Annotated in this window: 19 protein-coding genes and 1 pseudogene; 13 read left to right on the forward strand and 7 right to left on the reverse strand. The window is 33.4% G+C overall.

Translation table 11 applies throughout. The annotated features are described in order from the left end of the window. Positions 1 to 925 precede the first annotated feature (925 nt). Positions 926 to 1,453, reverse strand: coding sequence for a CotY/CotZ family spore coat protein (locus BUB45_RS05890; RefSeq protein WP_073006290.1), 528 nt, complete (start codon positions 1,451 to 1,453; stop codon positions 926 to 928). 755 nt (positions 1,454 to 2,208) lie between these two features. Here BUB45_RS05890 and BUB45_RS05895 point away from each other — a divergent pair. From BUB45_RS05895 to tnpA, 4 genes and pseudogenes are all read left to right on the forward strand, one after another. Further along, entirely contained in the window at positions 2,209 to 2,580 is a 372-nt protein-coding gene (locus tag BUB45_RS05895; RefSeq protein WP_073006292.1) for a hypothetical protein, read from the forward strand. 512 nt (positions 2,581 to 3,092) lie between these two features. Next, positions 3,093 to 3,284 carry a DUF2642 domain-containing protein gene (locus tag BUB45_RS05900; RefSeq protein WP_073006294.1) on the forward strand — a complete coding sequence of 64 codons (192 nt, stop codon included), beginning with the start codon at positions 3,093 to 3,095 and terminating at the stop codon, positions 3,282 to 3,284. A 13-nt stretch (positions 3,285 to 3,297) separates the two neighbouring features. Then, on the forward strand, positions 3,298 to 3,495 hold the full coding sequence (locus tag BUB45_RS05905; protein WP_073006296.1) for a hypothetical protein: 198 nt from the start codon (positions 3,298 to 3,300) through the stop codon (positions 3,493 to 3,495). A gap of 233 nt (positions 3,496 to 3,728) precedes the next feature. Then, positions 3,729 to 4,156, forward strand: a pseudogene (gene tnpA / locus BUB45_RS05910) (IS200/IS605 family transposase). Positions 4,157 to 4,762: 606 nt separating this feature from the next. On the opposite strand, the gene BUB45_RS05915 reads toward tnpA, so the two are convergent. Next, complete coding sequence (locus BUB45_RS05915) at positions 4,763 to 5,686, reverse strand: Gfo/Idh/MocA family protein (protein ID WP_073006297.1); 924 nt, start codon at positions 5,684 to 5,686, stop codon at positions 4,763 to 4,765. 173 nt (positions 5,687 to 5,859) lie between these two features. Between BUB45_RS05915 and BUB45_RS05920 the strand changes: the two genes are divergently transcribed. The 3 genes from BUB45_RS05920 to BUB45_RS05930 are packed head-to-tail and all read left to right on the forward strand — an operon-like array spanning position 5,860 to position 8,506. Then, complete coding sequence (locus BUB45_RS05920; RefSeq protein ID WP_073006298.1) at positions 5,860 to 6,747, forward strand: glycosyltransferase; 888 nt, start codon at positions 5,860 to 5,862, stop codon at positions 6,745 to 6,747. Positions 6,748 to 6,765: 18 nt separating this feature from the next. Continuing rightward, the gene (locus BUB45_RS05925; RefSeq protein WP_084723556.1) at positions 6,766 to 7,446 is read left to right on the forward strand and encodes an acyltransferase; all 681 of its coding nucleotides are present in this window, start codon (positions 6,766 to 6,768) and stop codon (positions 7,444 to 7,446) included. Positions 7,447 to 7,483: 37 nt separating this feature from the next. After that, positions 7,484 to 8,506, forward strand: coding sequence for a D-glucuronyl C5-epimerase family protein (locus tag BUB45_RS05930; RefSeq protein ID WP_073006300.1), 1,023 nt, complete (start codon positions 7,484 to 7,486; stop codon positions 8,504 to 8,506). 211 nt (positions 8,507 to 8,717) lie between these two features. Here BUB45_RS05930 and wecB read toward each other — a convergent pair whose 3' ends face one another. Further along, positions 8,718 to 9,791, reverse strand: a complete 1,074-nt coding sequence (wecB, locus tag BUB45_RS05935; protein ID WP_073006301.1) for a non-hydrolyzing UDP-N-acetylglucosamine 2-epimerase — start codon at positions 9,789 to 9,791, stop codon at positions 8,718 to 8,720. A 144-nt stretch (positions 9,792 to 9,935) separates the two neighbouring features. Here wecB and BUB45_RS05940 point away from each other — a divergent pair, with 144 nt between their 5' ends. Further along, positions 9,936 to 11,150: a glycosyltransferase gene (locus BUB45_RS05940; RefSeq protein WP_073006302.1), complete on the forward strand. Its 1,215-nt coding sequence runs from the start codon at positions 9,936 to 9,938 to the stop codon at positions 11,148 to 11,150. 32 nt (positions 11,151 to 11,182) lie between these two features. Here the strand turns inward: BUB45_RS05940 and BUB45_RS05945 are convergent, their stop codons facing one another. Next, positions 11,183 to 12,151: a dTDP-glucose 4,6-dehydratase gene (locus tag BUB45_RS05945; RefSeq protein WP_073006303.1), complete on the reverse strand. Its 969-nt coding sequence runs from the start codon at positions 12,149 to 12,151 to the stop codon at positions 11,183 to 11,185. Between the two features lie 30 nt (positions 12,152 to 12,181). Continuing rightward, on the reverse strand, positions 12,182 to 12,937 hold the full coding sequence (locus BUB45_RS05950; protein ID WP_073006305.1) for an SDR family NAD(P)-dependent oxidoreductase: 756 nt from the start codon (positions 12,935 to 12,937) through the stop codon (positions 12,182 to 12,184). A gap of 143 nt (positions 12,938 to 13,080) precedes the next feature. On the opposite strand from BUB45_RS05950, the gene BUB45_RS05955 reads away from it, so the two are divergent. The 5 genes from BUB45_RS05955 (at position 13,081) to BUB45_RS05975 (ending at position 19,137) form a co-directional block, all read left to right on the forward strand. Further along, on the forward strand, positions 13,081 to 14,277 hold the full coding sequence (locus BUB45_RS05955) for a glycosyltransferase family protein (RefSeq protein WP_244527664.1): 1,197 nt from the start codon (positions 13,081 to 13,083) through the stop codon (positions 14,275 to 14,277). A gap of 29 nt (positions 14,278 to 14,306) precedes the next feature. Further along, positions 14,307 to 15,527 (forward strand): glycosyltransferase, encoded by a 1,221-nt coding sequence (locus tag BUB45_RS05960; protein ID WP_073006307.1) that lies wholly within the window; start codon positions 14,307 to 14,309, stop codon positions 15,525 to 15,527. A 47-nt stretch (positions 15,528 to 15,574) separates the two neighbouring features. After that, positions 15,575 to 16,579, forward strand: a complete 1,005-nt coding sequence (locus tag BUB45_RS05965; protein WP_073006308.1) for a glycosyltransferase family 4 protein — start codon at positions 15,575 to 15,577, stop codon at positions 16,577 to 16,579. A 107-nt stretch (positions 16,580 to 16,686) separates the two neighbouring features. Further along, the gene (locus BUB45_RS05970; protein ID WP_073006310.1) at positions 16,687 to 18,006 is read left to right on the forward strand and encodes a nucleotide sugar dehydrogenase; all 1,320 of its coding nucleotides are present in this window, start codon (positions 16,687 to 16,689) and stop codon (positions 18,004 to 18,006) included. A gap of 6 nt (positions 18,007 to 18,012) precedes the next feature. Next, positions 18,013 to 19,137: a DegT/DnrJ/EryC1/StrS family aminotransferase gene (locus BUB45_RS05975; RefSeq protein ID WP_084723558.1), complete on the forward strand. Its 1,125-nt coding sequence runs from the start codon at positions 18,013 to 18,015 to the stop codon at positions 19,135 to 19,137. 263 nt (positions 19,138 to 19,400) lie between these two features. Here BUB45_RS05975 and BUB45_RS05980 read toward each other — a convergent pair whose 3' ends face one another. Together BUB45_RS05980 and trpA are read right to left on the reverse strand one after the other, a co-directional pair. Beyond that, positions 19,401 to 20,684 carry a glycosyltransferase family 2 protein gene (locus tag BUB45_RS05980; RefSeq protein ID WP_084723559.1) on the reverse strand — a complete coding sequence of 428 codons (1,284 nt, stop codon included), beginning with the start codon at positions 20,682 to 20,684 and terminating at the stop codon, positions 19,401 to 19,403. A 456-nt stretch (positions 20,685 to 21,140) separates the two neighbouring features. After that, on the reverse strand, positions 21,141 to 21,914 hold the full coding sequence (gene trpA / locus BUB45_RS05985; RefSeq protein WP_073006311.1) for a tryptophan synthase subunit alpha: 774 nt from the start codon (positions 21,912 to 21,914) through the stop codon (positions 21,141 to 21,143).

A 21,914-nucleotide genomic window follows, 5' to 3' on the forward strand; every position in this document is an offset into this window, starting at 1 on the left:
TTTCCTCCTTGGTAGCGTTGGGTCCAGCAATAAGCATAGTTGGAGTAAACCTCAATTAAATCGACAGCATCTGCCATCGGAAAAAAATTACACTCATTATTAACCATCGTCATTCTCCTTTCTCGTATATTAGCTAATATATTAAGGTATCTTTTAAAATGGATAGGGTAGTATACCGCATTAGAAGAAAATGAGGCAATTGAATGGGGGAATATATCCTATTTACTTTAAGATAAATCACTGGATTCGTTAAGGAAGCAACAGATTTTTCTAGACATCAAGATTTGGCGACAAGTTCGCTTTTCTATGGCTATAAAATATAATAGTGGGGAGAAAAGCATCCTATTATTATTCAATCTTGGGAACAAAACTGGTTAGAATTAACCGCCTAATCAGTTATCCTAGGGAAATCAAAAGAATTATATACACGATGAACATTAACGAAGTGAATTATAGACCACTTAGAAAATTCACCAAACCAAAATCTTCCTTCCGTCTAATGATGCATTAAGAAAAATGATATCTTTGGCAATCATGGATATTACTAAGGTTGGAAAGAATGTATATCACACAGATAGCCATTCACTTTGGAGAACGTCTAGAAACGGAACTTGCATTATAACTGTAGTCTGGTTTCGTCTTGACATGTAGACTCTGGACGTGAAGAATGGGGCCTTTAAATATTAAAGCTTATCGTCAACGCAAAAGCGAGCGTATTACGCTCGCTCTCCACGTAAAGCCTATATATTGTGTGCAATTCCAGTTTACACAAAATAGGTTATACTTACGCTTTATCTAACTTAGGCTATACATATATTGATCTCTAGGACTAAATTTAATGAATTTAAATGGGATTTAGAGATATGATTTTGTGTTATCTGCATGGAGCAGGAGACGGGAAAACGTCCCCTACTGACATGTGAAATTACTTAGGAGAGATTGGAGTTATTGGATCAAGGCAGGTTATACCAATAAATTGATTAAGGTCCACTGTTAAACAAACTCCAGTAGCTATGAAATCCGTTATCTTTTTGCTGTGATCATCACAATAAGAATAATAATCGCAAAGTTGCGAAAACTTCTTATCCTTGATTGGTAATAAAAGCTCTAAACGAAAACAACATTTGCTCCCTCTTAAGAATTTTTTTGCCCGGAAAAATGGGGATTCAATTTCTTTAAAGGATTTTTCGGAACAATGATTATGATGCTTTGTCATAAATCCTTTTCCAATAAACGGTTTGCAACTGTTGCGGCAGTAAAGCAAAAATGGAATAGTTGTATGCACATTGAAAGGCTTCTTGTCGCTTAATTGTTGAATCGATGTGTAACAGCTTGTATCACAATTGTCCTTGTTTACTTTGTCTTGTGCATAAACAATCCGTTGAACTATATCGCATACACAATGTTCTCGATGTTTGGTCGAGTAGATATTATTTTGGTCAGAGCAACCCATCTCTTTTCACCTCGCTTATTTTAATTGTAATAAGCATTATAACTTCACAATTTTTTTTGTTGTTTATCATCTTCAATAAAAACGGTGTGAAGTTTATAAGATATGCTACAGTAAATTTTATGTATCTATTTTCATGTAGCTTGTATTATTGTTTATTTTTAAAAAAATCACTCAATTACCCTATAATAATGGAATGCGTTTATGAAGAAGTAAGATTAAATTACTAGACTATAAAAAATGTATGCATGTTGTAAGTAAAGTGCCGTTTCTGTTTAAATGAAAAGGCATACTATAGTATAAGTCATACAAGCTTGTATTGATTTTCCCATGAAAAGTTTTCTTCTAAGAAATAGTTGTAATAGTTCTCCCCATATTTTAGACAGTTTCATTTATTAGTTTAATTGTGGCATTAGTTCGACATGAAGTCGGGCTAATGTCTTTTTCATTAAAGGAAAGTAAATAATTTTTATATTTTATTGCATAAGCAAAATTACGGATTTTGTCATAAAGAATGGATGATAACCACGTCATTTGCTCAAAAGAAGAAGTCATGAAATGTTTACCACTGTTCATTTTTAATTATTTAATGTTATTTAATGAATCTATGTATCGTAATTACCGTTGTCAGGTTAGCACAGATTGTTTCGTTTTAGTAGTCAGTTTTATCAATTCCATGCTAAAAAGACGAATACCCTACCACACTTCTTTAAAATTCATATATTACTAATGTAAACTAAGAAAGGAGAGATTAGAAAATGAGTTGTAGTTCTAGACATCATGACTTTGACAGGAAAGAAGATTTCCGACGTTTAGAGGTGATTTTGAAGGATATTCTATTCCAACTTCAGAAGCAACAGCAAAAGCAATATCAGAATCAAGACCAAGTTCAGTATCAAGATCAGTATCAAGATCAGTATCAAGGGCAGGCACAAAGTGATCGGACAAAATTTGAAAACATTGGAAATCCAAATGTAATCGTGAAAAATGAGGCAAATGCATTATCAATTGCAGCTATTGTGATTTTGTTAAGCTTCCTCAACGATTATAAAGACAATGTTGTCATTGATAAAGATGCTACCAGAGAAATTGTCAACATGCTAAAAGAACTTGACAATTCCTCTGAGTAAATAGTTCATAATCCTATCAGGGGCTAAATAGGCCCCTGATAAATTTGGTTTATTACATTATATGTAGTTATCGTTTATGTGTGCTTGTATGCGTAAGTTGAAATTTACTAAAAAATTTTAGGTTTACTATAAATATTGGTTTCAAAAAGAAATAGTTTAGATTTAATTCCTAAACAGCTTTGGATAACAAGTTTGTTGATTTTTATTTTTAGAATAGATCAATATTTGGTTTTTAAGAACAAATACCCCAGCTCGAATCATTTGTGAAGACTTCGAATCTTACTAGAATAGAATTTGGGTTTAGATTAAATTCTAAGCTATTTGTAAAAGGTACATTACATTTTCTGTGCCTTTAAAAAGTAATTAATGTTTCTCAATGATAGGAGACTATTAACTTTAAATGAGCTATATGGCATTGGTGGAATTAATGTCTTATTACAATTAAAGCCCTTACGTCTCATTATATTTAGCATATGTTATATAGAAATATATTATAGAAAGGATGATTATAATTGTTAAATCCTTCCACGGTTAGAGAAGCATTATTAGAGTTATTAAATCAAAATGTCCAGCTAACTACTAATTTTGGAATGATAACTGGTACTGTTTCCCAAGTGAAAAATGATTATACGGTTATTACTGAAGATACTAATGCTCAGGTATTAGTACCAATTTATAATGTTGAGCTTCTTAGTGAAGCATAAAGGAGGTATATAAATGTTCAGAAGTAATTTTGCTGCTGAGCTTTTCACACGTGTAGGCTCTAATGCAGAAATAGCTACAGATAGTAGTTTGATAGAAGGAGTTATTTTAAAGGTATCTTCAGAATTAGTAATAGTAGAGGAAAATAGTGGTTATGGACCAGAAAACGTATATATAGCTTTAAATTTCATCAATTTTGTACGCTTTTCTTAAATATATGGTATGGTTTGTCTGTGATAGTTAGCGTTTTTATTGTTTTATTTTGTAGAAAAAGTACAATTTCTCTTGTTGAGGAATTGTACTTTTTTTAAATGTGATAGGTTTGTTGAGGACCTATATAGTAACTTTAACTTACAAATGTGTGGTCTAACTCCACCGTCTTAAGACGGTATCCGCTTTTAGCCTTATCTTTTTTGTCCATGCTAAGGGAAGAGTTGAAAGTATGAATTGAATATAGAAGAAATAGTCATGCTGTGTATGATATCAAGTATCATGTTATATGGGTGACGAAGTATAGAGATAAGGTTTTGGCAGGCACATAGCAGTGAGAGTGTGTGATTTGCTCAGACAAGGTTATGAAGCTAGAAGGATTACCATATTGTAAGAAAGTGTTGGTAAAGATCACATTCATTTATTATTATCTTGTCCTCCAAGTATTGCTCCAAGTAAAATATTGCAGTATCTAAAAGGAAAATCATCAAGATTATTGCAGGATGAGTTTCCAGAACTCAAAAAGAGATATTGGGGGCAGCATCTGTGGGCAAGAGGATATTTTTGTGCCACCGTAGGAATGGAAACGGAAGAAATAATAAGAAATTATATAGCAAATCAATTCAATGAAGGTAAGGACGAAATATTTAGGATAGAAGAATGAGTTTAGTCTAGCTTTGAGGATGCTTCAGCTAAGGCCTTTGAGCAGGTGGTCGTTTAAGGAAATATACATTTTTAAAGGGGGTTATTGGTGGGTGTTTTAGCACACGAACTTAGATATATAATGTTGTTATTTTAATTGAATAAAGGTAATAGGAGAAATATGTAGAAAAATAAACAAGCCAAAACAAAACGTAAAGGTCTGAATCCGATTTAATATTGAGTTCAGACCTTAATAACTGCTGTTTCGTAAGTTTATTTGCATAATTATAAGGGTTGTATTTTATTTGTTGGTGATCAAAACGAATGAAGTGACTATCATTCTGTTAATAATGAAAGGGAAAAGCTCTAAGAATTTAGTAAAAGGTTATATGCATGAATTGATTCATTAGGGCATATAATATATGGATACTAAGCCGATTTTATCGACATATAAACTGTAACAAGAATCAAGAATAGGCGAATCCATACTACAACGAGTCTAAGGAGATAACAGTATTTCAATGCCGTTTTTTGGGTTGTACCCTTGAGGAGCGAACAATCAAGGGAGGATCAGGTAAAGTCCATTGATTGTAGGTGCATTTTAATAATAAATTCTATTAAAATTTCACTAATATTTATACTTATGTTCTTTTTTGTAAATTTCCTCACTAATTTTATTAGCCATTAATAATGCTTTTATTCCTTCATTCCCTGATACAGAAGGTTCTTTTTTAAACCTAATACAATTTAAGAAATCAGTTAGTTGTACTTGTAATGGTTGAATAGAATCATCGACTGTAATGGTTTTAGTAAAAATAGAGCTTTGTATTTTGATTTTTTTCTTTAATAAATTGGCTTCAATAAAAGCATCTTCAGTGAGGATTTGAATGGTTCTAACTTTATTTTGTGATTTAAAACTGGCAGAAAGCTGTATGATGACCTCCTTTGTAGATGCGGCAATTACAACTGCATGTTTAATTGTACTATCCATAATTTTACCCAATGCTTGAATGTCTACAAATGTATCTTGAAGGATTTCTTGTAGAATATAAATATCATGAATCATTAGATCGTTCACAACATCGATATTTTCAAGCCTTTTATTATAGGGACCCATTCTTTGAAATTCAATACCAATTATTTCTTTATTTTTTATTAATTTTAGGAGTTCATGAATCAATGGATTAAAAAGTTCAATGTGGCCTACTTGAATGATGACTCCTGCTTTTGACGCTTTATAAATTAAATCTTCTGCTTGTTCTACTGTACTAGTCATAGGTTTTTCTATTAACATGTGTACATTGTTTTGAATGCAAATTAAGCCAATATCATAGTGGAACTCCGTAGGGACAGCTATGCTTACAGCATCAACTTCTTTTAATAGGTAATTTAATGATGAAAACGGCTTTATATTATATTTTTTAGCAATTTTGTCTCTTTTAATTGTATCTTTATCATATATACCAATAAGCTGGCAGTGATCATACATGGATAAATACGTCCGTATATGATTTTCTCCCATATTACCAGTTCCAATTACACCAACTCTCATATTAAAGTCTCCTCACTTTGAATTCTAATTCTTTTATATCGTATGCATTAGATAGAAAGAGAGATAGACCGCCATAACAATAAATTACAAAATTGGCAATTGACTAAGTATATATTCTTGCTGGAGGGGGGAGTAAGATCAATTTACTCTTTATTGCAAAAGACACCTCAAAAATGATTAATAGAAATTATCATTATTTAGAACAAGAGCTAAAAAATTTGGTGAATTTGATGTTATGGAGAGAATCTGGACACATTGACTATATTATTAATCGACTAGACGTTAAACCGGATTTTATACTAATTTTAAATGATATGGATAGGAAAATGTCACCAATGATAAAAGGGCTTGCTCATATTCATATACCCACAGGATTATTTGTTAATGATGTTCACCGTTTTGTAAGTCTTAGACGAAATTTTATTGAAAAAAATAATATTACGTATTTATTTTCTGTGATTAGGGATAAATTTCTTCAAATATATCCTGAATATCAGAATAAAATGGGGTGGTTTCCACATTTCGTTAATACAGAAATATATAAGAACTATGAGTTGAAAAAAGATATCAAGTTATTATTAATGGGTGCCGTAACTGATTTATATCCTTTAAGACAAAAGATTATTAAGGCGTATGAAGGAAACACTAATTTCATTTATCACAAGCATCCAGGTTATCAACATTTTAGAGAAAAAGATAACAATGAGGTAATAGGAGAGAATTATGCGAAAGAATTGAACAGATCAATCTTATTTTTTACTTGCCCATCTAAATTTAATTATCCAGTTATAAAATACTTTGAAGCGTTGGCTTGTAAAACTTTGTTATTAGCACCTACCTTTAAAGAATTAGAAGATATTGGTTTTATTCCTGATGTACATTTTATAGCAATAGATGAAAATAATTTTGCAGCAAAGGCAGATTATTTTTTATCGCATGAAGCGGAACGGAAACAAATAGTTGAACAAGGATATCAATTTGTTCATCAAAATCATACTGTTCAACATAGAGCGCAACAGTTAGTCAAGATAATAGAAAGAAAACTAAAATATCCATTATAGAATGAGGAGGTTTTTTGCTTGTCTTATATATCGGACACCGCACAGTTTGGTGATAACGTTATCATCGAGGATGATGTCCAAATTGGTGATAATGTGATAATAGGTCATAACTCTGTCATCTTACGAGGAACAAAGATTGGTAATAATGTAAGTACTGGTTGTAATTGCGTTCTTGGTATTAAGCCAACGGTTAATAAAAGAATGAGAAAAACTTCTAATCTTACCGAATTAGTAATTGAGAGTGGCACTCGAATTGGGCATCTAGTCTCTATTTATTCTAGTACACGAGTTGGTAAGAACGTATTTATTGGTGATCATGCAAGTTTAAGAGAAAATACTATAGTTGGAGATGAAACTGTTATTGGTCGAGCAGCAATAGTTGAATTGAATACAAAAATTGGAAAATCATGTACTATTCAAACACAATCGTATGTGACAGGAGATACCGTAATAGAAGATAATGTATTTATTGGTCCCTGTGTATCCATGGCTAATGATAAATATATGGGAGCGCAGAGCTACAATTTAAAAGGCCCGTATATTAAACATGGAGCTAAAATTGGCAATAACGCATCACTACTGCCAGGGATAAAAATTGGAAAAGAAACAATAGTAGGCGCAGGTTCGGTTGTTACTAAGGATTTAGAAGATAGGATAGTTGCTGTTGGTGTTCCAGCAAAGAGAATAGGTTTATCGTAATGCATGACTAAATTTAAGGGTGAAAAGAGTTGATGAAATGATAGAAGAACTTAAGGATATTAAAGTTTTGATGCACAATCAATACGAAGCAATTGGAAAGAAAATTGGTGATGAATTTTTTATTCCTATAACTTTACTGGAAAAAGGATACGATTTAGAAAAAGAATGGTTAAACACTAAGAATACATTGAAGATTCACGTTACTAAAAAGCGTTTTTTAGATATAGATCATTATGACTATCAAGGAAATTACTTACATTATGATAGGAACCGGGTAGAGAATTGGAATGTAGAATTTCATCATGGGATTCCTAAAACAGTCTACCCATATGGGAAATACTTTAATCCTTCTACAATTGCTCAATATGGGCTTCAACATTACAGTCTTTATTTAAAGAGCAAAGATTTAGAAAGTAAACAGAAATTTTTAAAAGTAGCTAACTGGCTTATGTCTCATCAAGATGTTCACGGTGGGTGGCCTTATCAATTTGATTTTCATTATTATCCTACTCGGCTAAAAGGAATCAAGGCCCCATGGTATTCTGCCATTGGTTTAGGAATGTCAATGTCTGTTTTAGTAAGAGCTACTGTGTTAACAAAGGATAGAAAATATGAGCGTTGCGCATTAAAAGCTACTCCTATTTTTAACATCCCCTCAGAAAAAAGTGGAATACTAGCTAAATTTGAAGGTAAATACATGTTCTACGAGGAATGTCCTACAGATCCACCTAGTTTTATTTTAAACGGTTTCATGTTTGCGTTAATTGGATTATATGATCTTTATAAACTAACTGGTGATATAGAAACAAAAAAATTATATCAAGAAGGAATTATTTCACTAAAAAGAATGCTACCTTTATATGATTTGGGGTACTGTACAGCCTATGATTTAACGCAATATACAACGGATGGAGGGTATCCAAATGTAGCTAACTGGGGTTATCATATTACTCATATTCATTTATTAACTGCTTTAAACTCGATAGAAAAGGACACAAAAATGAACAAGGTATTACAAAGATGGAAAGGTTATTTAGAGGGGAAAAGATTTACTATATAGTTACAAATAAAGAAAAGGATGATATACGCACCTCTTATGTTTATGAGTGGTGTTGAAATAGTATGGGATATATGTATTTCCAACAAGCCTCATCCGAACAAGTGTGCACTTGTTCGGATCAGGTTAAAGTTATAATAGAAGCAAGCGTCTTTCATCGCTAGTTTTTGGTTAAACGATGTGTAAACCACTCGTTGAGAGGGGGGCAACGTCTTTAAAAGGAATGGAGTAGGATATTATGAATCACGTGAGCAGTCCTTCCATCACCAAAAATGGAAGGAGAATAATGAGGGAGTTTAAGATGATTAACTTTATCTAATATTTGATTTGTTTTATATCCTGCAAGATGATTCCAACCGGTCTCTACAGTCTCCATCCATTCTGTTTCTTCTCTTAGCGTAATACATGGAATTCTGAGCATATATGCTTCTTTTTGTAAACCGCCCGAATCCGTTAAAATGGCTTTTGCTTGAGAAACTAATGCCAACATATCAAAATAATTTACGGGCTCTATTGTCTTTATATGAGATGAAGTAATGAAATGATCAAGTTTAAAGTGTTGAATTTTATTTTTAGTTCTAGGATGTAACGGAAGAATGATTGTTTTATCTAATCGTTGAAACGCTGTTAGTATTTGTTTTAAACGCTCAGGTTCATCCGAGTTTTCGGCCCGATGAACGGTTGCAATAAAATAGTTACCCGCTGTGAGTGATAGATCATTTAGAATGGTTGATTGTTGAATCGCAGGATCTTTAAAGTGAATAACGGCATCGTACATAATATCTCCCGTTAAATAAACCTCTTTGTCAATGCCCTCCTGCTTTAGATTATGAATGGCAGTTTTCGATGGGCAAAATAATAAATGTGATAAATGGTCGGTGATGATTCTATTAATTTCTTCAGGCATTTTTTTATTGAAGCTACGTAAACCAGCTTCCACATGTGCTATTGGAATATGAATTTTTGATGCCGCAATGCTCCCTGCTAGTGTTGAATTCGTATCTCCATATACGATTACAATATCGGGTTGAACAGAAAGCATAATTTTCTCTAATTCGAATAGCATTTTAGCGGTTTGCTCTCCATGAGAGCCAGAGCCTATACCTAAATAATAATCTGGTTTAGTAAGTTTTAATTGGTCAAAAAAGATGGTAGACATATTATGATCATAATGTTGACCTGTGTGTACCATAATTTCCTCTATCTTTGACTGTGCCTTGATTGCTTTAGACAGCATGGATGCTTTAATAAACTGAGGCCTTGCGCCCACAACAGTTAATATCTTCATTTTTTCTCCTTTCTATCTAAGGGTTACATTAGATGGTGATTATTATTTATATTCTGCTAAGCAATTGTTGCGCATGAACCGCAAAAATAAAAAATATAATAAAAAAAGAGTTGTTATTAAGAACAAAGGAAAGGGGCATGAAATATGTCTAGAAAAGTATGCATGCTTGTAGCAGAACACCCATTCTTAGATTCGAGAATTTTCAAACGTGAAGCCAAAAGCCTATTAAAATTAGGTTATGATGTAACACTAATTGTTCCTAGAAAAGATGGATACTTATTTGACATTGATGGTACACCTTTGAAGGATAAATTTACTACTAAAACATTTACTTATGAGGGAATTACAATCGTTACTTACGATTTTGAAGAAAGCAGAGCACCATTAAGTAAAGTCGTAGCCCCTGTTTCTCAGTGGGAGATAGGTTTTAATAACCCATTAACAGAGCTTGGGATACAACAAGATGCAGATATTTATCATGTTCATGAATATTTATCCCTTTTTGCTGGAATAGGTGTGAAAAGATTATTGAAACAAAGAAATAAAAAAGTAAAATTAATCTACGACAGTCATGAATTAACTCCGGATCCCTTTGATTCGAGAAATCACGTCAATCACCGCAATAACTTGAAAGAAAAGCTACTGGTTATGCTGAAGGAAGTAGATCAAATCATTACTATTTCCCATTCCATAAAATCATGGTTCCTTTCTCAAGACCCCACATTTTCTGTAGAGGTCATTTATAATTCACATCCATTAGCTAAAAACTATCAAACCAAAGAATTTACTGGAAATGGACTCATAGCTTGTTATGAAGGTAATATTGATTATAAAAGAGGTAGTAAAAATAAAATTATACAGATTACAGAACAATGCGCCACTTCCATCGATTTTCAATTCAAGATTATAGGTGGAACAAGGTTTGGTGAAACATTTGAACTCCCGAATCATGTAAGGGATAAAATTAAGTTAACTGGATGGGTGGACTATTATTCTATTTCACAGCATATGAAAGACGTAGAAATAGGTTGGATCGATTATGAAGAGTTAAATACTTCGCTTAATCGTTCTTATGCGATGCCAAATAAGTTTTTCAGCTTTTTAAATAATGGTGTTCCGATTGTAGTAAACCAATGCCATGAGATGGAATCTTTTTTACGAACTCATCGTTGTGGATTAGTAATTAATAAAAAACATGCTACAGCTTCAGACTATGCAGAAGCTATGCTGTATTTAGCCAGCAATAAGAAAATGTTGAAACAAATGAGCTTAAACGCTAGAAAAGTAATGGAAGAAATTTATTGCTGGGAGAAGATGGAGAACAGACTAAAGAATGTGTACCATCGCTTAATTCCGTAATTAGCATAATCCTTTCTGTTCTCATAAGAATTTTACTTTGTGACATGGCGTTTCACCCAATTTATTGTCGAGGCAATTCCATCCTTGAAGTCGGTTTTATTATATGTGCCAATTAATTTTTGTAATTTTTTTATGGAACCTCTATGGCTAGTAACATCCGATTTTCGGTTTGGCTTTTGCAGGACTTCTCCTGTATAATTCATTTCGTCAATGATCGTCTCAATGATATACTGAATGGATAACTGTTGATCAGTCGTAATGTTTACAGTATCTCCTGAAGGAATCAACGGATACAATTTTACTACCATATCAACAGTATCTTTTACATAAATATAGTCTCTTGTTTGTTGACCAGTGCCATGTATCTCTGGAGTTTCATCAGCTAGTATTTTTTTTATTGTAGTGGGAATAACCCCAGCTAAAGGTCCTGTGAAGCTTTGTCTAGGTCCGTAGTTATTAAAAGGTCGAACGATAAAAGCATCTAAATTAAACATTTTCACATAAGACGTTAACATTAAATCAGCAGCAGCTTTACCGGCAGCATAAGTCGTTGTCGGATCTAATGGATGATTTTCATCCATCGGCTGGTACTGAGAAGAACCATATGCTTCTGATGATGAGAAATGACAAAGTGTGTGAAATAGCTCTTTACGTTGCAATTCTAATAAATTCTTTAAGACAATAACGTTTGTTAAAAAAGCATCAGCTGGGTTCATAAATGAATAGTTCAATGGTTTGGTTGCACAATTAAAAACAATGTCGATAGTATGCTTTTCCATAATGTAGTTTAAAGCTTCTTGGTTTTCAGCATTATCGATGTAAAGTATTGCATTCTTTGCTAATGCGGATGTTAGGTTATTTTGAGTACCAGTAAAAAGATTATCAATAATAATGATTTCTTTAGTTTTTTCTTCTAATAAATGATCTACTAAATGACTTCCAATAAAACCGGCTCCGCCAACAATTAAAATGGTACTGTTCTCCAGTGGTAGACGTTTCATATTTGCCACTTCCCTTCTCGTATTTCCATGTTAATAGTTCATTCGTGATTGCCCGCCATCTACGCTGATTGTAGAACCTACAATCCAAGCCGCTTTGTTCGAGGCCAGAAACACAGCAATATTACCAACTTCCTCTGGCTTACCAAGTCTCCCTGCAGGTATGTTGGATTTGGCGTAATTATCTAAAAAATCAGGATCATTTTTCATTCGACGTGTCCACTCCTTATTTGGGTGGAAGATAGCACCCGGGGCAATACCGACGACCCGAATATTATACTTTATTACTTCAGAGCTGAAAGATTTTGTAAAACTATTTAAAGCGGCTTTTGAAGCGTTATAAGCCGGTACGCCACCTGCTTCCTTGCCGTAAATAGAGGAAATGTTTATAATTACTCCTTCTCCTTGTGTTATCATGTGCTGACTTACTAATTGGCTTAAGTGAACGGCAGCGATAAAGTTGAGGTTTATCGTTTTGTGAAAAAGAATGGGGGATGTTTCTAAGACAGTTTTTCCATAGCTAGCCCCTGCATTATTAATGAGGATATCTATTCCATTGAAATCGGTTATAAAATCAGCAATTAATTGTTCTCTTTGGTAATCATTTGTGAGATCATTCGTGTAAATTCTCACATCCAGTTCTTTGTTTACTTCTTCGAGTTCATATTTTGTTCTAGCTACAATTCCGACGTCAGCACCTTCTTTTAAGAAGGATGCAGCTATTGCTTTACCAATTCCTCTTGAACCGCCAGTGACAAGTACTTTCTTGCCCTTTAATTGCAAATCCATAAGCTATCCTCCAATTTCTCATATAGCCGTAAAAAAATAATGCAATGAGAATGCATTCAATTATATGTATGAATGTTTTAGTTTGGTTGTTAATACTTTATAGTATTAGATAAAAATTCTGTTCAAGAAATGAGGTTTTAAAATTGAAACGAAAGGTGTGCATGCTCCTATGTTACCTTCCCTTTCTAGACTCCCGTATATTTGAATGTGAGGCCAAAAGTCTCGTCAAGCTTGGTTATGATGTTACCATCCTTGCCCCAAGGAAAAATGGTTTTTTATTTCATATTGATGGAAAACCTTTTTCCAATCAATTTCGTGATGAAATTTTTCATTATCACGGTATTAAGGTCATTGCCTATGATAGTGAAAAGCGATCTTCTGACTATTTAGTCGATCCGCTTTATCAACTAGGACTGAAAGAGGAGGCGGATTTTTATCATGCTCATGAACTGAATTCTTTTTCATATGGGAAAGAAATAAAGCGTACCTTAAAAGAACAGCAAAATAAACAAGTTAAATTAATCTATGATAGTAGACAAATAACCCCTGATCCAATGTCTTCAAAAATAAATGCTGAAACAAAACAAAATTGGATGAAGATGCTCCAAGAAAATATTAAAGAGGTTGACTTTATTATTACAGTATCTGATTCGATTAAAGCCTGGTATCTAGCTATAAATCCATTATTGCCTGTAGAAGTCATCTATAATGCTCCTCCATTAACACCAACTATCAAGGAGAAAAGTACCTCTGATGACTCGTTTGTGATAGCACATGAGGGGAATATATCAAAAGAAACTTTTGAGAAAATAAAAGCGATTACCAGTGATTATAATGGAAAGAAAGGTATTCAATTTAAAATCATTGGCGGTTCAAGATACGGGAATGAGATGCTTTTAATCCCGAATCACTTACAATCTAGAATAAAACTAACAGGGTGGGTGGACTACCAATCTTTGCCATTGGCCATGTCAGATGTGGATATTGGTTTCATCGATCTAGATCCTTCCAGTTCGCTGAATAATGCCTTTAGCATGCCTCATAAGCTGTTCAGTTTTTTAAATAATGGAATCCCTGTTGTAGCCAACAAATGTAGTGATTTAGAGAAGTTTATCAAAACGCATCACTGCGGGGTTGTCATTGATAAGTTAACACCAAGCTCTTTAGATTATATAGAAGCGATAAAATATGTGGAACAGCACCCGGATGAATGGGAGACAATGAGAAAAAATGCTAGGAAGGTAATGGAGGCTACTTACAGCTGGGAACATATGGAAAATAGATTGTTGTCAGTTTATCAATCCTTAGATGCCAATTCATTGCCATATTTACTGTCTTAGCAGATAGCTACTATTTCTGGGGGTGTATGATGCAGGTAGATGTTTGTTTTTTAGTAACGGAGCATCCTTTTTTAGACGCTCGTATTTTTAAAAAGGAAGCCAAAAGTTTGGTGGCACAAGGATATCGAGTAACGATGATTGTACCTAGAATAAACGGCTATCTTTTTGATATTGACGGTGGTATGTTTACGGAAAGCTTTCTAGAACCTACGTTTTATCATGAAGATGTAAAAATAATCACTTATGAGCAGATATTTTTCGAAAAAAATATTAAAACATTGGATTACAATCTTCAGTCGAAAAATACACACAGGTTTATAGATGTGTTAACACAACTTGGAATGGAGCAGAATGCGGACATTTATCATGCCCACGAGTTTTATTCTCTTTATTCTGGCATTATTATCAAACGTACCCTATTGTTAAAGGGAAAAACGTGTAAGTTAATCTATGATAGCCATGAATTAGACCCTGACCCTTTGATAGAGCAACCAATACAAGCGTTAAAAATAAAAAATCGCATGCTGAAAATAATGGTAAAAGAGATAGATTATTTGATTACTGTATCTGAATCTATTAAGGAGTGGCATTTGTCTTTGAATGCTAGTCTTCCCGTAGAAATTATTTATAATTCTCCACCGCTTGCTCATGAATATGTGCCAAAAAGAAGGTCGAATTCTGAATTAACGATTGTGTATGAAGGTACCCTGGGTAAGAAAAGAGGTAGCTTTGACAAATTTGTTCAAATGTTGGAGTTAGCTAATAAACAAAGGACTATACACGCTAAAATCATTGGAGGCTGGAAGAAAACTAACTATGATGTTGAGCTTCCCGACCTTACCAATATAAGTGAATATATCCATTTTACTGGCTGGTTGGATTTGAATTGTATACCACAAGCGATGAAAGATGTAGATATAGGGTGGATTGATTTGGATGCAAAACACTCCTTGAATAATGATTTTGCCATGCCAAATAAATTCTTTAGTTATTTAAATAATGGCATCCCTGTTTTAGTAAATCAATGTAAAGATATGATGGAATTTATTCAAATCTATAACTGTGGTTATGTCGTTCCCAAAAAAAGGGCTACTGCAGAGGATTATGCAGAAGCCTTAGTCAGCTTAGCTAATAATAAGCTTGATAAAATGAGTTACAAAGCACGTGGAATCATGGAGGCTATGTTTAGCTGGGAGCATATGGAAATTAGGCTCAGGAAGGTTTATGAGCAATTAACAAATGACTTTTGAATAATAAAGCGTGGATTAAATGTTACGAAGCTGAAAGGGGAATGTTTATGAGAGTTTTACACTTGCCTTATGGTGCTCCTATGATTGAATTATGTCGGGGATTACGAGACAAAGGGATAGAAGCAACAGCATGTCACTTTAGTGATAACAGATATAAATTCCAACCGGATATTTGCCTTCATTTAAACTCCTATCCACCTAATGAAAGAGAAGAAAAAGTTACCGAATTCTTCTACGAGGCGATACAAACTTACCACATTTTTCACTTTCATTTTGGAGAAACTTTTTTTCCTGACAAAAGGGATTTAGCTATTTTAAAAAAAGCTGGAAAGAAAATGGTTGTTCATCACCATGGTTCGGATGTTCGATTGTTATCCGTTGCAAAGCGTTTCAATCCATATGTCCGTGTTAAACCTGAATGGACGGAAGAAAAAATAAATAACAATTTATCGACATTATCATCTTATATGGACCATGCCATCGTTCAAGACCCTGAATTGCAAGAATATACCTCACACGTCTATAAACATACCCATGTAATTCCTCATGCCATTAACATCCGTGAATTTAAGCCCATCTATCCAGATGTAAATAATAGATCACCACTCGTGGTGCATGCTCCTACATCGCGTAATCTTAAAGGAACAGAATTTATATTACATGCTGTGGATGAATTAAAGCAATTGGGAATATCTTTTCAGTTTAAATTACTGGAAGGATTGACATATGAAGAGACGAAGGATTTGTTGTCTCAATCAGATATTGTTATAGATCAATTACGAATTGGGGCTAGTGGATATATTAGTTCAGAAGCTATGGCACTTGGAAAGCCCGTTATATGCTATATAAGGGAGGATCTAACGGAAAAGTATCCTGGGGAAATTCCAGTTGTAAACGCAACCCCCTCTACGATTACTAGCGTATTAAAGAAACTCATTCAAAGTCCTGATAGATGGGTGGAAATTGGAAAAAAGGGGAGAGAATATATTGAAACATATCATGATTCGCGAATTGTTGCTAATCGCTATCTTGAAGTTTACAACCAATTATAATTACAGGAAAAGCTTGAATTTGTAATCCTATTGCTAATGTCCAATCATTTTATAATTGTATTCGTATAGTATATTATCTTTCTTTGTAGAAATGAAGGTGAATCGTAATGATAAATCAAGAGGAGACATTAGCGAATGTAACTGTAGTGGGGCTTGGTAAAATTGGACTAACGTTGGCTGCAGTATTTGCAAATAATCATTTTAATGTCTATGGCTCCGATATTAATGAAGGTGTTGTAGCTACCATTAATCAAGGCAAATCTCATATTACAAATGAACCTGGATTAGATCAATTGGTTGCTGCTGCTTATAACAGTAAAACATTGTCAGCAACTACAGAGACAGCTGAAGCCGTTGCCAAATCGAATATAGTGATTGTGATTGTTCCCGTACTAATCGATAATCAATACAATGTAGATTATCAATTTATAGATGCTGCCGTTAAAGAAATAGCTAGAGGAATGAAAGAAGATACGTTAGTCATTTTTGAAACAACTATTCCTCCTGGTGATACACAATATCGGTTTGGAAAAAAGCTTCAAGAACTATCCGGGTTACGCTTAGGAGAAGAATTCTACCTCGCTTATAGTCCGGAAAGAGTTTATTCTAATCGAATAATAGAAGATTTAAAAAAATATCCAAAGATAGTTGGCGGAATCAATGAGAAGAGTCGGGAATTAGCTGTAGATTTCTATAAAAAAGCATTAAATTGTAAGCTAATTGAAGTGAGTTCATTAGAAACAGCAGAGTTTTCTAAAGTTGCAGAATGTGTGTACAGGGATGTAAATATTGCGCTTGCAAATGAGCTGGCAAAGTTTACCGAAAAAATCGGTGTAAATATGTCTGAAGTAAGAAAAGCCAGTAATAGTCAGCCTTATTCCTATTTACATGAGCCTGGAATTGGCGTTGGAGGACATTGTATTCCAATATACCCGTATTTTTTTATTAATAAAGGTTTGACAAAAGGGATGACTCCAATGGCTCGCAAGATTAATGATAGCATGGCTGATTATGCAATTAATAAGGTGGAAGAGGAAGTTGGAAGCTTAAAAGACAAAAATGTTCTTATCCTTGGTTTAGCATATAGGGAAAATGTAAAGGAACCAACCAAATCTACCACATTACTTTTAATTGATCGATTAATCAAATTAAGAGCAAATGTGTTCGTAAATGATCCTTTATTTACAAATAGTGAAATAAAACAATATGGTGTTTCTCCTTTATCTTTACAGAGTGAATTTACTTCAAAAATGGATGCGGTAATTCTTCAAGCCTTTCATAAAGCGTATGAAAGTTTAGATTTCACAAAATTTATAAGCTGCAAAATTATTTTAGATGGACGCAATAAGTTAAATAAAAATGAGATTCAAAGGCTTGGAATTACTTATAGAAGTATAGGTAACGATGATATAAAGGAGAGGCTGTGAGTTATTATGTCCAACGATAAATTAACTCCTATTCCAATGGTAGATTTAAAGGAAGAATTAAATTTATTAAGAAAATTAATTATACAGGAATTAACTGACGTACTTGATAGTGGTATATATATATTAGGAGAAAAAGGAGAAAAATTAGAAAGGGAAGTAGCCCATTATGTGGGAGCAAGCTATGCAGCTGGGGTAGCAAATGGAACGGATGCCTTAGAGTTATCCCTTCAAGCTTTAAATATTGGATATGGGGATGAGGTGATTACTACTCCATTTACTTTTTTTGCTACTGCAGAGGCCATTGCAAGAGTTGGCGCGACCCCTGTTTTTGTAGATATTGAAGAAGAAACGTACAATATAGATCCTGTAAAAGTTGAAAAAGCGTTAACTAAAAAAACAAAAGGTATTATCGTAGTTCATTTATATGGTCAAATTGCTAAAATGGAAGAAATTATGGATATTGCTAAAAAAAATGATTTAAAAGTTATTGAAGATGCGTGTCAAGCGCTAGGAGCAGAATATAATGGGAAAAAAGCAGGGGCAATTGGTGATATCGGTTGTTTCTCCTTTTTTCCTTCCAAAAATCTCGGCGCTTTTGGTGATGCTGGGATGGTAACTACGAATCAAAGAAACCTATATGAACAAATTTGCCGACTTAGGAATCATGGAAGTAAAACAAAATATTATCATTCAACAATTGGTATGAATAGTAGGCTTGATGAATTTCAGGCAGCTATCTTATTAGTTAAACTAAAATATTTAGATATTTTTTTGCATCAGCGAAAGGAAGTCGCAAGGAGATATACAGATAGCTTTCATAATTTAATAAAGAGTCCAACTATACTAGAAAATAAAGCGCATACCTTTCACCAATATTGTATTGAATTAGATAAGAGAGACGAACTTGTCCTAGATTTAAAAAATAATGGAATTGCTTCTTCTATTTATTATCCGGTTCCTTTACATTTGCAGGCAGCTTTTGATTATCTAAATTATAAAGCAGGAGATTTGCCAGTTGCAGAAAAAGCCGCCAAAAGAACGCTTGCTCTGCCAATATATCCAATGCTATCTATTCAAAAGCAAATGTATGTGATTTCAACAGTATTAGACTTTTTAAATCGAAAACCTTAAATAAAATAATTTTGTTCCCATAAAGATAACATGTAACCTATTATCTTTATGGGGATTTTTATTTTTTTACCCATGGAGGGAGAATACTAAGATAGTTGAAGAGGAAACATTGATCATTCCATTTTTGGTTAGGAAAGGAAGGTAAATCTTGTTGCGAATGGCGAAGTCGTAAGTAACGTTGACTACCTGACTAGTCCTAAACCTATTCGGTTCACCATAAAGTTATGAGATAACTCTAAATAGTTATTTTAACTTCTGCTTGTTTACAGATCTATATGATTCAAATACTCACTCCATTTACTACGGTTTATTTTGGTATTACTTTCTTGATGTTCTCTAATATTATATATAGTGAAATTGCTGTAATTTAATTTAGAGTGCTTTATTAATTGCAATAGCGTACTTACATCTTCATACAGTCTGCCATTTTCAAAGTCATTGATTAGAAAACCACCTGTACTTTTTAAAGTGGAAGTTCGATATATTCTTGGTCCAAGAGGAAAAGAATAGGTTAGCAATTCAGTAGGCCTGTGAATTTCTTTCCCTTTTTTAATTCCTTTGAAAAAAACCTCATCATTTATTTGTTTCCACCTTCTAAAATTACCATAGAGTAAAGAGGAATTTTCAGGAAGCTCTAATAGGTGCTTCTTTATCATGGCTACTGCATTTGGATCAAGCCAATCATCTGCATCAAGCTCTAAGATGAATTCTGATGTAACATAGGGAAGTAGCGTATTAAGAGCTTTCGCCTTTCCTTCATTTTCTTTAGTAAATAATTTCACCTGTTTATTTCTATCCCATTGTAATAGTTTTTTTAAGGAGTAATCTGTCGATCCATCATCGATGATTAGTATTTGATCAAATGGCATGTTTTGTAATAGACAGGAAGCAACTGCGATATCCACATATTTTTCCATATTATAATTGGATATGAGTACAGATAGAGAGGGGCTGGTCAGATTTTCTTTTTTAAATTGATATTTTTGCGCTATCATATATTTTGTGCTTGTAGTAGTGTTTCTTGTTTCCAGAGATGGATCAATGAGATTTCCTATAGTTAATTGACATGATTTATCTATATTTGCGAGCCAAGCAGGTAAAAATGCTTCATTAAATGGGGGTTGGATGTTGGTGAAACCTCCTATTTTTTTTATATACTTACTTAATACTAAAAGTGGCAGGTAAATAGCATGATTTCTGAAAAGATACCCAGTTGATAATACAGTCTTTGGTTGTTCTAGCTGAAGCACTTCTGAGTTTACAGAAGCGGATAAACAATGTGTATGAGAAAGGAATAAAACATAACGGTTATTTGTCTGATCCATTATATTATCTAATGTATGTGCTAATTCATTGTTTTTACTAGTAATAAAGCATAAATCGTTTAACCAATCATTCACCTGATTTTTGTTAAGAGTTCCATTTGTAGCTTGTATGACGATAACGGAACTTATTCTTGCTTGGAGTTTTCGCAAAGACACTAACATTTGTTGAAGTACTTTTTGGCTAAGAGGGAAAATAATGATAACTGAAATATCTTTCAACATGTAAACCTCCGTCTCTATAATAAAAAGGTCGTAACTTTAACAGATATTGTCGGCATTTACAGTTACAGAGATATAAAATAGTTGCTCATGATTTTAGATACAAGTTATAGCAGTATATGCTTTTTGAATAATGTAAGTGAAGGGGATTGGCTGTTAGCAGATGATTTTTAATCAGGACTTATTAACTCGGAAGATTTTGCGGAAATAAGTTATAAATGTATTTCATTTACATTTTTAAATACGATAAAAGTTACATAAACATGATTTAATCTATGTAGTTTTCGCCACGATTCATTGTTTCTCATTTCAGCATAGTAAACTTCAATTGCTAGATGAAATTTCTCTTTTTGTGTTATGGAAAGTCTTTGTTTTTCTTATAGTGTAAAAAAGAGTAGCACAGATCCATAACTATGGATTTGTGCTACTAATCTAGTTTGTTTGGGGTACAAATCTTTTTTAAATACTTGTTTGTATGAGTTGTTTAATTTCTGCTGTTTTTCCTTGGTGAAAAAGATCTACGATTTTACTTCCAACGATAACACCATCGCAATATGAAGCTAGTTCTATAGCCTGTTCACTTGTGGATATACCAAATCCAGCGAGAACAGGAACAGGGCTTTGCTGTTTTAATTGGTAAAGATATGTTTTTACTTTTTTTTCGTAAGCTGTTCTTTCCCCAGTTGTCCCAGTAACAGTGACAGCGTAAAGAAATCCCTCAGAGCGATTGGCTAACATTTTAATTCTATCCTTAGAGCTTGTTAAAGCAACAAGTCTTATAAGTGCTATGGATTGTTGATTTAATACGTCTGTTACTAGTTTTTCCTCTTCGATGGGGAGGTCTGGAATAATTAAACCATCTATTCCAGCTTGTACACAGGATTTAGCAAAACGGCTCACCCCATATTTATATATAAGGTTTATATAGGTCATAACAATGATTGGTACTGTACGCTTAGCTTTAAATAATTCTAACTTTTGTAATACTGCTGTCAATGTCGTGCCATTTTCAAGTGAACGCTTACCAGCGTTTTGTATTGTTGGCCCATCTGCAACGGGATCAGAAAATGGAACACCTACTTCTATAGCAGCGACACCACAATTCTGCAAGAATTGGATGTTTTGCTCTAATTTATCCAATCCACCATCGCCAGCCATAATATAGGGAACAAAAAGATTTTTACTTTCGTTTTGTAGTTGGTGAAGGTGATTGGCTAATTTTTCTTTCCCCAT

The organism is Virgibacillus chiguensis, assembly GCF_900129865.1.
Lineage (GTDB): Bacteria > Bacillota > Bacilli > Bacillales > Amphibacillaceae > Virgibacillus > Virgibacillus chiguensis.

What these genes read in the sequence shown, in the direction of transcription:
- BUB45_RS05965 (WP_073006308.1), top strand. Translation starts at nt 15,575, where the DNA reads ATGAGAGTTTTACACTTGCCTTATGGTGCTCCTATGATTGAATTATGT.
- BUB45_RS05890 (WP_073006290.1), bottom strand. Translation starts at nt 1,453, where the DNA reads ATGGGTTGCTCTGACCAAAATAATATCTACTCGACCAAACATCGAGAA.
- BUB45_RS05920 (WP_073006298.1), top strand. Translation starts at nt 5,860, where the DNA reads ATGATTAATAGAAATTATCATTATTTAGAACAAGAGCTAAAAAATTTG.
- BUB45_RS05915 (WP_073006297.1), bottom strand. Translation starts at nt 5,686, where the DNA reads ATGAGAGTTGGTGTAATTGGAACTGGTAATATGGGAGAAAATCATATA.
- wecB (WP_073006301.1), bottom strand. Translation starts at nt 9,791, where the DNA reads ATGAAGATATTAACTGTTGTGGGCGCAAGGCCTCAGTTTATTAAAGCA.
- BUB45_RS05970 (WP_073006310.1), top strand. Translation starts at nt 16,687, where the DNA reads ATGATAAATCAAGAGGAGACATTAGCGAATGTAACTGTAGTGGGGCTT.
- BUB45_RS05980 (WP_084723559.1), bottom strand. Translation starts at nt 20,684, where the DNA reads ATGTTGAAAGATATTTCAGTTATCATTATTTTCCCTCTTAGCCAAAAA.
- BUB45_RS05940 (WP_073006302.1), top strand. Translation starts at nt 9,936, where the DNA reads ATGTCTAGAAAAGTATGCATGCTTGTAGCAGAACACCCATTCTTAGAT.
- BUB45_RS05945 (WP_073006303.1), bottom strand. Translation starts at nt 12,151, where the DNA reads ATGAAACGTCTACCACTGGAGAACAGTACCATTTTAATTGTTGGCGGA.
- BUB45_RS05950 (WP_073006305.1), bottom strand. Translation starts at nt 12,937, where the DNA reads ATGGATTTGCAATTAAAGGGCAAGAAAGTACTTGTCACTGGCGGTTCA.
- BUB45_RS05975 (WP_084723558.1), top strand. Translation starts at nt 18,013, where the DNA reads ATGTCCAACGATAAATTAACTCCTATTCCAATGGTAGATTTAAAGGAA.
- trpA (WP_073006311.1), bottom strand. Translation starts at nt 21,914, where the DNA reads ATGGGGAAAGAAAAATTAGCCAATCACCTTCACCAACTACAAAACGAA.
- BUB45_RS05895 (WP_073006292.1), top strand. Translation starts at nt 2,209, where the DNA reads ATGAGTTGTAGTTCTAGACATCATGACTTTGACAGGAAAGAAGATTTC.
- BUB45_RS05930 (WP_073006300.1), top strand. Translation starts at nt 7,484, where the DNA reads ATGATAGAAGAACTTAAGGATATTAAAGTTTTGATGCACAATCAATAC.
- BUB45_RS05905 (WP_073006296.1), top strand. Translation starts at nt 3,298, where the DNA reads ATGTTCAGAAGTAATTTTGCTGCTGAGCTTTTCACACGTGTAGGCTCT.
- BUB45_RS05960 (WP_073006307.1), top strand. Translation starts at nt 14,307, where the DNA reads ATGCAGGTAGATGTTTGTTTTTTAGTAACGGAGCATCCTTTTTTAGAC.